General features: G+C 65.9%; 11 protein-coding genes. 8 read left to right on the top strand and 3 right to left on the bottom strand.

What is annotated here, in order from left to right:
* Positions 1 to 140: 140 nt before the first annotated feature.
* The 5 genes from dsbC to ACPRTJ_RS04435 all read left to right on the top strand — a co-directional run bounded on the left by dsbC (position 141) and on the right by ACPRTJ_RS04435 (position 4,732).
* Positions 141 to 878 carry a bifunctional protein-disulfide isomerase/oxidoreductase DsbC gene (gene dsbC, locus ACPRTJ_RS04455; RefSeq protein ID WP_043863190.1) on the top strand — a complete coding sequence of 246 codons (738 nt, stop codon included), beginning with the start codon at positions 141 to 143 and terminating at the stop codon, positions 876 to 878.
* 81 nt (positions 879 to 959) lie between these two features.
* Positions 960 to 2,264, top strand: coding sequence for a homoserine dehydrogenase (locus ACPRTJ_RS04450; protein WP_043863191.1), 1,305 nt, complete (start codon positions 960 to 962; stop codon positions 2,262 to 2,264).
* 27 nt (positions 2,265 to 2,291) lie between these two features.
* Entirely contained in the window at positions 2,292 to 3,701 is a 1,410-nt protein-coding gene (gene thrC / locus ACPRTJ_RS04445) for a threonine synthase (RefSeq protein WP_054915029.1), read from the top strand.
* A gap of 227 nt (positions 3,702 to 3,928) precedes the next feature.
* Positions 3,929 to 4,327, top strand: coding sequence for a hypothetical protein (locus ACPRTJ_RS04440; protein ID WP_426428215.1), 399 nt, complete (start codon positions 3,929 to 3,931; stop codon positions 4,325 to 4,327).
* Between the two features lie 117 nt (positions 4,328 to 4,444).
* Complete coding sequence (locus ACPRTJ_RS04435) at positions 4,445 to 4,732, top strand: DUF3509 domain-containing protein (protein WP_054915027.1); 288 nt, start codon at positions 4,445 to 4,447, stop codon at positions 4,730 to 4,732.
* 171 nt (positions 4,733 to 4,903) lie between these two features.
* Here ACPRTJ_RS04435 and ACPRTJ_RS04430 read toward each other — a convergent pair whose 3' ends face one another.
* Together ACPRTJ_RS04430 and ACPRTJ_RS04425 are read right to left on the bottom strand one after the other, a co-directional pair.
* Positions 4,904 to 5,761: a TIGR02285 family protein gene (locus ACPRTJ_RS04430; RefSeq protein ID WP_043863194.1), complete on the bottom strand. Its 858-nt coding sequence runs from the start codon at positions 5,759 to 5,761 to the stop codon at positions 4,904 to 4,906.
* A gap of 8 nt (positions 5,762 to 5,769) precedes the next feature.
* A complete protein-coding gene (locus ACPRTJ_RS04425; RefSeq protein ID WP_043863195.1) occupies positions 5,770 to 6,969 on the bottom strand; it encodes a CaiB/BaiF CoA transferase family protein in 1,200 nt (399 codons plus the stop codon).
* A gap of 153 nt (positions 6,970 to 7,122) precedes the next feature.
* Between ACPRTJ_RS04425 and ACPRTJ_RS04420 the strand changes: the two genes are divergently transcribed.
* From ACPRTJ_RS04420 to ACPRTJ_RS04410, 3 genes are all read left to right on the top strand, one after another.
* Positions 7,123 to 7,665, top strand: a complete 543-nt coding sequence (locus ACPRTJ_RS04420; RefSeq protein ID WP_054915026.1) for a YaeQ family protein — start codon at positions 7,123 to 7,125, stop codon at positions 7,663 to 7,665.
* Between the two features lie 45 nt (positions 7,666 to 7,710).
* Entirely contained in the window at positions 7,711 to 9,420 is a 1,710-nt protein-coding gene (gene recJ / locus ACPRTJ_RS04415) for a single-stranded-DNA-specific exonuclease RecJ (protein WP_104571844.1), read from the top strand.
* Between the two features lie 107 nt (positions 9,421 to 9,527).
* Positions 9,528 to 10,634, top strand: coding sequence for an NADH:flavin oxidoreductase/NADH oxidase (locus tag ACPRTJ_RS04410; RefSeq protein WP_426428212.1), 1,107 nt, complete (start codon positions 9,528 to 9,530; stop codon positions 10,632 to 10,634).
* Between the two features lie 65 nt (positions 10,635 to 10,699).
* Here ACPRTJ_RS04410 and ACPRTJ_RS04405 read toward each other — a convergent pair whose 3' ends face one another.
* Positions 10,700 to 12,124 carry a gamma-aminobutyraldehyde dehydrogenase gene (locus ACPRTJ_RS04405; protein WP_426428210.1) on the bottom strand — a complete coding sequence of 475 codons (1,425 nt, stop codon included), beginning with the start codon at positions 12,122 to 12,124 and terminating at the stop codon, positions 10,700 to 10,702.
* Positions 12,125 to 12,126: the final 2 nt, after the last annotated feature.

Raw genomic sequence — 12,126 nt, 5'->3', positions numbered from 1 at the left:
ACATTGCATGCGTCGCCAGCAGTCAATGCAGGGCGGCGAATGTGGTACGCTTTCGCGGTTTACACCCGGGCCCTGGATCGCGGCCGTTTTTCGGTACGTCTGTTCCGCTTTCGGCCCCCTGTCCGCCTTCAGGAGTTTTCATGCGCGTGACCCAGATTTTAGCCGCCGCCGCCCTGGCGCTGGCCAGTTCCTTCGCCGTGGCTGCGGCCAACGATGCCGAGCAGGCGATTCGCAAGTCGCTGCAGTCGCTGGAGTCGGAAATACCGGTCGACAGCATCGCTGCCAGCCCGGTCAACGGCCTGTACGAGGTCAAGCTCAAGGGCGGCCGTGTGCTGTACGCCAGCGCCGACGGCCAGTTCCTGGTACAGGGCTATCTGTTCCAGATCCAGGACGGCAAGCCGGTCAACCTGACCGAAAAGGCCGAGCGCGTGGCCATCGCCAAGACCATCAATGCGATTCCGGCTTCCGAAATGGTGGTTTACCCTGCCAAGGGCGAAACCAAGTCGCACATCACCGTGTTCACCGACACCACCTGCCCGTACTGCCACAAGCTGCATGCCGAAGTGCCCGAGCTGAACAAGCGCGGCATCGAGGTGCGCTACGTGGCCTTCCCGCGTCAGGGCCTGGGCTCGTCGGGTGACCAGCAGCTGCAGGCGGTATGGTGTTCCACCGACCGCAAGGCGGCCATGGACAAGATGGTCGACGGCAAGGAAATCAAGGCCGCCAAGTGCGAGAACCCGGTCAGCAAGCAGTTCCAGATGGGGCAGTCGATCGGCGTCAATGGCACGCCGGCCATCGTGCTCGAGGACGGTCAGGTGATCCCGGGTTATCAGCCGGCCCCGCAAGTGGCCAAGCTGGCATTGACCGCAAGCAAGTAATTCAATCAGTGAGCCGTCACCATGGGGAGACGGCTGTTTTTTCGACCGGCGCATGGCCGGTCGTTCAATGGGGAGTTCACAGTGAAACCGGTCAAAGTAGGCATCTGTGGGTTGGGGACCGTCGGTGGCGGTACCTTCAATGTACTTCAGCGTAACGCCGAGGAGATTGCCCGCCGCGCCGGGCGTGGAATCGAAGTGGCACAAATCGCCATGCGTACGCCAAACCCGAACTGCCAGATTACCGGTACCCCCATTACCGCTGATGTGTTCGAGGTCGCGAGCAACCCCGAGATCGATATCGTCATTGAACTGATTGGCGGCTACACCATTGCCCGCGAGCTGGTGCTCAAGGCCATCGAGAACGGCAAGCACGTGGTCACCGCCAACAAGGCGCTGATTGCCGTGCACGGCAACGAAATCTTCGCCAGGGCGCGCGAGAAGGGCGTCATCGTCGCCTTCGAAGCGGCCGTGGCCGGCGGCATCCCGGTGATCAAGGCGATCCGCGAAGGCCTGTCGGCCAACCGCATCAACTGGGTGGCCGGTATCATCAATGGCACCGGCAACTTCATCCTCACCGAAATGCGCGAGAAGGGCCGCACCTTCCCCGACGTGCTGGCCGAAGCCCAGGCGCTGGGCTATGCCGAGGCCGACCCGACGTTCGACGTCGAGGGCATCGACGCCGCGCACAAGCTCACCATCCTGGCGTCCATCGCTTTCGGTATCCCGCTGCAGTTCGACAAGGCCTACACCGAAGGCATCACCCAGCTGACCACGGCCGACGTGAACTACGCCGAAGCGCTGGGCTACCGCATCAAGCACCTGGGCGTGGCCCGCAGCACGGCCAATGGCATCGAACTGCGCGTGCACCCGACGCTGATTCCGGCCGACCGCCTGATCGCCAATGTCAACGGCGTGATGAACGCGGTGATGGTCAACGGTGACGCCGCAGGCTCCACCCTGTTCTACGGCGCCGGCGCCGGCATGGAACCGACCGCCTCGTCGGTGATCGCCGACCTGGTCGACGTGGTCCGTGCCATGACCAGCGACCCGGAAAACCGCGTGCCGCACCTGGCCTTCCAGCCCGACTCGCTGTCGGCTCACCCGATCCTGCCGATCGAAGCCTGCGAGAGCGCCTACTACCTGCGCATCCAGGCCAAGGATCGTCCGGGCGTGCTGGCCCAGGTGGCGAGCATCCTGTCCGAGCGCGGCATCAATATCGAGTCGATCATGCAGAAGGAAGTCGAGGAGCACGATGGCCTGGTGCCGATGATCCTGCTCACCCACAGCGTGCTCGAGCAGCGCATGGACGACGCGATCACCGCCCTGGAAGCCCTGCAGGATGTGGTTGGCAGCGTTGTGCGCATCCGCGTCGAACAACTGAACTGAGCCGTCTTTGAGTTAGAGGAATAGGTCATGCGTTACATCAGTACCCGCGGCAAGGCACCGGCCCTGAATTTTGAAGATGTCCTGCTGGCCGGCCTGGCCAGCGATGGCGGCCTGTACGTGCCGGAAAACCTGCCGCGCTTCACCCAGGAAGAAATCGCCTCGTGGGCCGGCCTGCCGTACCACGAGCTGGCCTTCCGGGTGATGCGCCCGTTCGTCACCGGCTCCATTGCCGATGCCGACTTCAAGAAGATCCTCGAAGAAACCTACGGCGAGTTCGCCCACGCCGCGGTTGCCCCGCTGCGTCAGCTGAACAGCAACGAGTGGGTGCTGGAGCTGTTCCACGGCCCGACCCTGGCGTTCAAGGACTTCGCCCTGCAACTGCTCGGCCGCCTGCTCGATCACGTGCTGGCCAAGCGCGGCGAGCGCGTGGTGATCATCGGTGCCACCAGCGGTGACACCGGTTCGGCTGCCATCGAAGGCTGCCGGCGTTGTGACAACGTCGACATCTTCATCCTGCACCCGCACCAGCGTGTGTCGGAAGTTCAGCGCCGCCAGATGACCACCATCTTCGGCGAGAACATCCACAACATCGCCATCGAAGGCAACTTCGACGACTGCCAGGAGATGGTCAAGGCCAGCTTCGCCGACCAGGGCTTCCTCAAGGGCACCCGCCTGGTGGCCGTGAACTCGATCAACTGGGCGCGGATCATGGCCCAGATCGTGTACTACTTCCACGCCGCCCTGCAGTTGGGTGGCCCGGCGCGTTCGGTGGCGTTCTCGGTGCCTACCGGCAACTTCGGCGACATCTTCGCCGGTTACCTGGCGCGCAACATGGGCCTGCCGATCAGCCAGCTGATCGTGGCAACCAACCGCAACGACATCCTGCACCGATTCATGAGCGGCAACCAGTACGTCAAGGAAACCCTGCACGCCACCCTGTCGCCGTCGATGGACATCATGGTGTCGTCGAACTTCGAGCGCCTGCTGTTCGACCTGCACGGTCGCAATGGCGCCGAGATTGCCGGCCTGATGGACACCTTCAAGCAGGGTGGCGGCTTCAGCGTCGAGCAAGACCGCTGGACCGAGGCGCGCAAGCTGTTCGATTCGCTGGCGGTGGATGATGCGCAAACCTGCGAGACCATCGCCGACGTGTTCGCGCAAACCGGCGAAGTGCTCGACCCGCACACCGCGATTGGCGTCAAGGCCGGCCGCGAGTGCCGTCGCAGCCTGGACACGCCGATGGTGGTGCTGGGTACCGCGCACCCGGTCAAGTTCCCCGAGGCGGTGGAGAAGGCGGGCGTGGGCAAGGCCCTGGAGCTGCCGGCGCACCTGACCGACCTGTTCTCCCGCGAGGAGAAATGCACGGTACTGCCCAACGACCTGAAAGCGGTGCAGGCCTTCGTCAGCCAGCACGGCAACCGTGGCAAGCCGCTCTGACGGCAGCGGTATGCAGCGTTGAACCAGGCCCCGGTGCGCAAGCCCCGGGGCTTTTTGTTGCGCGGCCCGCCATGCCACGGCAGGAACCTGGCTTGCTGGCGAACCGACGCGACGCGTCGATACCGTGGCGACACGAGGACGTTGCCGCCCCCTGGTTTCGGATTTTTCCTATGGGACGCCCGCGCGGGCTTTCCTAGAGTGGGCGCCCGTCCAATCCGGAGTCGCCCATGCGCTCACTCAAGGTTCTGCTTCTGGAGCCCCATGCCTATCGGCTGATGAACCTGCACCAGATGCTCAATGGCATGGGCATCTACGACGTGCGCGTGGCTGAAACGACCCTCCAGGCGCACGGTGTGCTCGAACGACGGGGGCCGGTGGATATCGTCATCTGTGACCCGCTGTCGCCCGAGCACGATGGCATGGGCTTCATCGAGCACCTGGCGCTGCACGGCCTCGCCAGTGCCCTGATTGTCCTCAGTGGCGCCAGGCGCAGCGTGCTCCAGGGGGTTGTCGAACTGATCGAGCTGTCGGGCCTGCGGGTGCTGGGCAGCACCCCCGCGCCAGCCAGCCCCAGCCAGTTGCACCCGTTGCTGCTGCAACACCCGGAGGCCGGGCCCGTGGCATGAATCTGTCATGTGCACCGGGCATGCTCGATGAACGTGCAGCGCGCCGCGGCAGAACTTTCAGCCTGTGCCGAGGGTCAGTGAAAGACCCCCTTCAACAACAACGTGAACGGTGAATGGATGGACAATATCAGCTTGTTGCTAAGTGAAGCATTGACGCCCTATCAGGTCACGCTGACCTCCCGGCATGCCAGTGCCGACTTCGACCTGCAGCTGGTCGACCCTGCCGGCGACACCGTGCTGCAGCGCAGTGTCAAGGCCAGCCAGCTGCATGACCAGCGCCTGCTCATCGACCTGGTGGACGGTATCCAACGTGACCTGCGCATCCACGAAGGACGCCTGCAACCCTGCGTGATCGCAGCCCTCAAACATGCCCGCCAGGGCCGCGCGCAAATCGTTGCGGCGTGACGGGAACCTTTGTCCAGACAGGTACTCAGACAGCTTAAGGACAGTTGAACGGCATTTTGCTCCGATGCCGCCAGGCTGTTCGTGCGAGGCTCCAAGCAGCCCTCGTTTAACCCCGACGGCCTCCCCACCGCTCGGGGTTTCTTTTTGCCTGGGTAAAAGCGCGTGCCGGGGTCAGTGCTGGCTCAGCAGCTCGCGCGCCGCATCGAGGTAGGTCTTGCGCTGGTCGGGCTCTAGCCATTGTGCATACAGCGGTGCCAGGGTCTGCAGGCGCAGGTTGCGCAGCAACTGGTCGAGGTGGCTGATGGCCTCGCGGCCCAGCGGGGTGTCGGAGCAACCCACGTAGGTCAGCTGGTAGCGCGCCACGCCCTTGATCGGGAAGTACGTCAGGGCCTGGGGCTGCGGCTGCTTTTCGTTCATGTAGCGCACTTCCGGCCAGTAGGCCAGCAGCAGGTTCAGGCGCCCCAGCTGCTGCATCTGCAGCAGGCTGCCCACCGCATCGTTGCCGTAATGGCGGCTGATGGTGGCGGGCGGGGCGTTGGCCAGTATCGCGTCCACGGCGGGGCTGTAGCTGCGCTGGCCGACGACACCGAGCTTGTGCGTGTTGCTTGCCAGCAGGGCGTCCAGGTCGATTTCGCCATCGTGCAGGTACGGCGCAAGGCTTGCCTGGTCACTCTGGCGGGCAATCACCATGTTGCTCTGCGCAGCCAGCGCCGGTATCGAGAACTTCACGAAGCGCTCGCGCTCCGGGGTTCGCAGCAGCGTGGGGTCGCAGGTGAAGGAGGGTTCCTGGAGCATCTGCATGCCGCGCGCGCGGTTGACCCGCACGATGCTGTGCTGGTACTCGGGCATCTGCGCGATGAGCAGCGGCAGCAGCTGGTCCATGGCGCCCTGGCCGGTTTTGGGGCCCTCGAACACGGTCAGCGGCGGCAGGTCGCGCAACAGCCAGGTGAGGGTTTCCTTGGCCCAGCTCGAGGCAGGCAGCAGGCTCAGCAGCACAGCCAGCAGTGCGCCGTGCAGGTTGCAGCACATGGCGCGACTCAGACCGCGCCCTGTTCGCGAAGATGGGCGATCTGCGCCGCGTCATAGCCCAGCTCGCCCAGCAACTGCGCGGTGTGCTCGCCCAGCGCCGGCCCCACCCATTCGCTGGAGCCTGGGGTGTCCGACAGCTTGGGCACGATGCCCGGCATCTTGAACGGCTTGCCGTCGGGCAGCCTGGCCTGGAGGAACATCTCGCGGGCGAGAAACTGTGGGTCGCTGAACATGTCCTCGGCCGAATAGATGCGGCTGGCCGGCACCTGGGCCTGGTTGAGCACCTGCATCAGGGTGTCCAGCGGCACGCTGCGGGCCCAGCGGTCGATCACCGCATACAGCTCGTCGCGGCGCAGGTCGCGCCCGTCATTGCTGGCCAGCGCCGGGTCGGCGGCCAGGTCGTCGCGCCCGATGGCCTGCATGAAGCGTTTGAAGATCGCATCGCCATTGGCGCCGATCTGCACATGCTTGCCATCGGCGCTGGTATGGATGGAGGAGGGGGTGATGCCCGGCATGATGTTGCCGGTGCGCTCGCGGATGAAGCCGAACACGTCGAACTCCGGCACCATGCTCTCCATCATCGCGAAGATGGCCTCGTACAGGGCCACGTCGACCACCTGGCCCTGGCCCCCGTTGACCTCGCGATGACGCAGCGCCATCAGTGCGCCGATCACGCCCCACAGCGCGGCAATCGAGTCGCCGATGGAAATGCCGGTGCGTACCGGCGGGCGGTCCTCGAAACCTGTGATGTAGCGCAGCCCGCCCATCGACTCGCCGACCGCGCCGAAGCCGGGCTGGTCTTTCATCGGCCCGGTCTGGCCGAAGCCGGACAGGCGTACCATCACCAGCTTCGGGTTCAGCGCGTGCAGTACCTCCCAGCCCAGGCCGAGCTTTTCCAGCACGCCGGGGCGGAAGTTCTCGATCAGGATGTCGGCCTCGCCCAGCAGCTGCTTGAGAATGGCCAGGCCTTCGGGGTGCTTGAGGTTGAGCGTGAGCGACTGCTTGTTGCGCGCCTGCACGAACCACCACAGCGAGGTGCCCTCGTACAGCTTGCGCCATTTGCGCAGCGGGTCGCCGCCATCGGGCGATTCGACCTTGACCACCTGGGCGCCGAATTCGGCGCAGATGCGCGAGGCGAAGGGGCCGGCGATCAGGGTGCCGAGTTCGATGACTTTGAGGCCGGCAAGCGGTTTGGTGGGCAACGACATGGGGCTTCCGTGGCAGCAGGGCAGAGCGCTAGTTTTTATCACAGGGCGGCAGCGGCAGATACTGCTGTTGGCCGCAGATTGTACGGTTCGGTTCGTTGATTGCCAGCGCATCGGTTAGACTGGGCGACTTTTCCTGTTACCAGAAGCCCGTCCATGGCCCAGCCGTCCACCACCTACAAGTTTGAACTGAACCTCACCGATCTCGACCGCGGCGTGTACGAAAGCGTCAAGCAGACCATCGCCCGCCACCCTTCGGAAACCGAAGAGCGCATGGCCGTGCGCCTGCTGGCCTATGCCCTCTGGTACAACGAGCAGCTGTCGTTCGGTCGCGGCCTGTCGGACGTCGACGAGCCGGCGCTGTGGGAAAAAAGCCTGGATGACCGGGTGCTGCACTGGATCGAAGTCGGCCAGCCCGATGCCGACCGCCTGACCTGGTGCTCGCGCCGCACCGAGCGCACCAGCCTGCTGGCCTACGGCAGCCTGCGGGTATGGGAAACCAAGGTGATCCCGGCGGTCAAGAACCTGAAGAACCTCAACATCGCCGCCGTGCCGCAAGAGGTGCTGGAAGTCCTGGCCAAGGACATGCCACGCGCCATCAAGTGGGATGTGATGATCAGCGAAGGCACGGTGTTCGTCACCGACGACCGCGGCCAGCACGAAGTCCAGCTGCAATGGCTGCTGGGCGAGCGCGGCTGATCCGCCCGCCGACCTTTTTCAAACCAGAGAAGCCTTGATCACTCCATGCGTATCGAACCGCGTTCACTGCCGTCCACCCTGCCGTTTCTTGGCGACCTGCCGCCCCTGCTGACCCGCCTGTACGCCGCCCGTGGCGTACAGAGCGCCGTCGAGCTGGACAAGAGCCTGGCACGCCTGCTGCCCTATCAGCAGCTCAAGGGTATCGACGCGGCGGTAGACCTGCTGGTGGAGGCACTGGACCAGCGCCAGCGCATCCTGATCGTCGGCGACTTCGACGCCGACGGTGCCACGGCCAGCACCGTGGGCGTGCTGGGCCTGCGCCTGCTGGGCGCCGCGCACGTCGACTACCTGGTGCCCAACCGTTTCGAATACGGTTACGGGCTGACCCCGGAAATCGTCGAGGTGGCACTGCAGCGCACGCCGCAGCTGCTGATCACCGTGGACAACGGCATCTCCAGCGTCGAAGGCGTGGCGGCGGCCAAGGCGGCCGGCCTGAAGGTGCTGGTCACCGACCACCACTTGCCGGGCCATGCGCTGCCGGCGGCCGATGCCATCGTCAACCCCAACCAGCCGGGCTGCGAGTTTCCGAGCAAGGCACTGGCCGGGGTCGGGGTGATCTTCTACGTATTGATGGCGCTGCGTGCGCGCCTGCGCAGCCTGGGCCGCTACGACGACCGCCCGCAGCCGAACATCGGCGAGCTGCTCGACCTGGTGGCGCTGGGCAGCGTGGCCGACGTGGTACCGCTGGACGCCAACAACCGCATCCTCGTGCACCAGGGCCTGGAGCGCATCCGTGCCGGTCGTGCGCGCCCGGGGCTCAAGGCGATTCTCGAGGTGGCCCGGCGCGAAGCGGCGCGCATCACCTCCACCGACCTGGGCTTCATCCTGGGCCCGCGGCTCAATGCTGCCGGGCGCCTGGACGACATGAGCCTGGGCATCGAATGCCTGCTCAGCGACGACCCGACCCTGGCCCGCGAGATGGCGGTGCAGCTGGACGAACTGAACCAGGACCGCAAGTCCATCGAGCAGGGCATGCAGCGCGAGGCGCTGGCCCAGCTCAAGGACCTGCCGCTGGAGTCGATGCCGTTCGGCCTGTGCCTGTACGAGGCTGACTGGCACCAGGGCGTGATCGGCATTCTGGCCTCGCGCCTGAAAGAACGTTATCACCGCCCGACCATCGCCTTTGCCGATGCCGGCGAAGGCATGCTCAAGGGCTCTGCGCGCTCGGTGCCGGGCTTTCACATTCGCGATGCGCTGGACGCCGTGGCGGCGGCCAACCCGGAGCTGATCAGCAAGTTCGGCGGGCACGCCATGGCGGCGGGGCTGTCGCTGCCGGCCGAGAACTTCCCGGCGTTCGCCCAGGCGTTCGATGAAGAAGTCCGCCGCCAGTTGCAGGAGGACGACCTCACCGGCCGGCTGCTGTCCGACGGCAGCCTGGCGGTCGAGGAGTTCCACCTGGAGCTGGCCCGCGCCCTGCGCAACGCCGGGCCGTGGGGGCAGCATTTTCCCGAGCCGTTGTTTCATGGCGTGTTCCAGCTGGTGCAGCAGCGGGTGGTGGGCGAGCGTCACCTGAAGGTGGTGCTCAAGAGCGAATGCGGTTCGGTGACCCTCGACGGCATCGCCTTTGGCATCGACCGCGAGGTATGGCCCAACCCCACCGTGCGCTGGGTGGAGCTGGCCTACAAGCTGGACGTCAACGAGTTTCGCGGCAACGAGACGGTGCAGTTGATGATCGCCCACATCGAGCCGCGCTGAACCCCTGGGTGGGCAAACTGGTCTAGTCTCTCAGAGACCGGCACTGAGCCGCGGGGAAGCCAAGGCGCTCGGTCCGGTCCACCATTCGGAGACTGGAGAGGTGCCCCATGAGCCTGCTGCTTGAGCCCTATACCCTGCGTCAACTGACGCTGCCCAACCGCATTGCGGTCTCGCCGATGTGCCAGTATTCGAGCGTCGACGGCCTGGCCAACGACTGGCACCTGGTCCACCTGGGCAGCCGCGCGGTCGGCGGTGCCGGGTTGATCTTCACCGAAGCCACCGCCGTCACGGCCGAGGGCCGCATCACCGCCCAGGACCTGGGCCTGTGGTGCGACGAACAGATCGCCCCCCTGCAACGCATCACCCGCTTCATCACAGCCCAGGGCGTGGTGCCCGGCATCCAGCTGGCGCACGCCGGGCGCAAGGCCAGCACGCATCGGCCGTGGCTGGGCAAGCACGGCAGCGTCAAGCCCGAGGACGGTGGCTGGGTGCCGGTGGGGCCGTCGAAAATCGCTTTCGACCCGCAGCACACGGCGCCCACCGAATTGAGCGAAGGGCAGATCCACGAGGTGATCCAGGCCTTTGTCGAAGCCGCCCGACGTGCACTGGTGGCCGGCTTCAAGGTCGTGGAAGTGCATGCCGCCCATGGCTACCTGCTGCACCAGTTTCTCTCGCCATTGAGCAACCAGCGTCGCGACCAGTACGGCAGCTCGTTCGAGAACCGCATTCGCCTGACCTTGCAGGTGACCGAGGCGGTGCGCGAGGTGTGGCCGTCGGAGTTGCCGCTGTTCGTGCGGATATCGGCCACCGACTGGGTGGAGGATGGCTGGAACCCGGATGAAACCGTCGAGCTGGCCAAGCGCCTCAAGGCCCTGGGCGCCGACCTGATCGACGTGTCGTCGGGCGGCACCTCGATGAATGCCGAGATTCCCACCGGGCCTGGCTATCAGACACGCTTTGCCGAGCGGGTGCGCAAGGAATCGGGGATCGCCACCGGCACGGTGGGCATGATCACCGAGCCGGCCCAGGCCGAGCACATTCTGCGCACCGGCCAGGCCGACATCATCCTGCTGGCCCGCGAGCTGCTGCGCGACCCGTACTGGCCGCTGCATGCCGACGACGACCTGGGCGGGCAGAAGGCCATATGGCCGGCGCAGTACCAGCGTGCGACCCACCGCGACCAGCCGATCCACGAGTCCGACCTGCGCGACTGAAGGCTATGCCAAAAGGCCGCCGAGCGGCCCTCCTGCGCAGGTACCGCCTGCCTGCGCCGTTGGCCTCAATGCCTGAACATCACATGCCGCACGCAGGTGTAGTCCTCCAGCCCATACATCGACATGTCCTTGCCGTAGCCCGACAGCTTCTGCCCGCCGTGGGGCATTTCGCTGACCAGCATGAAGTGCGTGTTGACCCAGGTGCAGCCGTACTGCAACCGGGCGGACACCCGGTGGGCGCGGCCGACATCGGCGGTCCACAGTGACGAGGCCAGGCCGTAGTCCGAATCGTTGGCCCAGGCCAGCGCCTGCGCTTCGTCTTCGAAGCGGGTCACCGACACCACCGGCCCGAATACCTCGCGGCGCACGATCTCGTCATCCTGCTGGGCGTCGGCCAGCACCGTCGGCTCGAAGAAGAACCCGCCGCCCGCCACCGCCTTGCCGCCGGTGACCAGGCGAATATGCGGCTGGGCCACGGCGCGCTCCACCAGCGCTGCCACCCGGTCGCGGTGTGCGGCACTGATCAGCGGCCCGAGTTCGGTGTCCGGGTCGTCCTGCAACCCGTGCCGGAGGCTGGCCACCGCCTCGCCGAGCTTGTTCACGAAGGTGTCGTAGATGCCGGCCTGGGCATAGATCCGGCAGGCTGCGGTGCAGTCCTGCCCGGCATTGTAGAAGCCGAAGGTGCGAATGCCTTCCACCGCAGCGTCGATGTCGGCATCGTCGAAGATGATCACCGGGGCCTTGCCGCCCAGTTCCATGTGCAGGCGTTTCACGCTGTCGGCGGTGCCGGTGATGATCTGGCTGCCGGTGGCGATCGAGCCGGTCAACGACACCATGCGCACCTTGGGGTGGGTGACCAGGGGCATACCTACGCTCTGGCCCTTGCCGAACAGGATGTTGAGCACCCCGGCCGGAAACAGCTCGGCCGCCAGTTCGCCCAGGCGCAGGGCGGTCAGCGGGGTCTGTTCCGAAGGCTTGAGCACCACGGTGTTGCCGGCGGCCAGGGCCGGGGCGATCTTCCATGCCAGCATCATCAGCGGGTAGTTCCACGGCGCGATGGACGCCACCACACCCAGCGGGTCGCGGCGCACCATCGAAGTGTGCCCCGCCAGGTACTCGCCCGCCGCCGAGCCGCCCAGACAGCGGCTGGCCCCGGCAAAGAAGCGGAACACGTCGGCGATTGCCGGCAGTTCGTCGTTCAGCGCGGCCGGGTAGGGCTTGCCGCAGTTGTCCGATTCCAGCCTGGCCAGCTCCCCGGCATGGGCGTCTATAAGGTCGGCCAGCTTGAGCAGCAGTGCGGCGCGGTCTTTCGGTGCGGTCTGCGACCAGCCGTCGAAGGCATGGTCGGCGGCGCGCACCGCCGCATCCACCTGCGCTTGGCTGGCCTCGTTGATGTCCACCAGCACGCTGCCCAGCGCGGGGTTGAGCACGCTGTGGGCCGGCCCTTCGCCGGCGACGAGCTGGCCGTTGATCAGCAGTCGGGTTTGCATGG

The organism is Pseudomonas palmensis, from assembly GCF_049942755.1.
Taxonomy (GTDB): Bacteria; Pseudomonadota; Gammaproteobacteria; order Pseudomonadales; family Pseudomonadaceae; genus Aquipseudomonas; species Aquipseudomonas palmensis.
The sequence above is the reverse complement of the archived record's forward strand: the minus strand, read 5'-3'. Positions and strand labels throughout refer to the sequence as shown.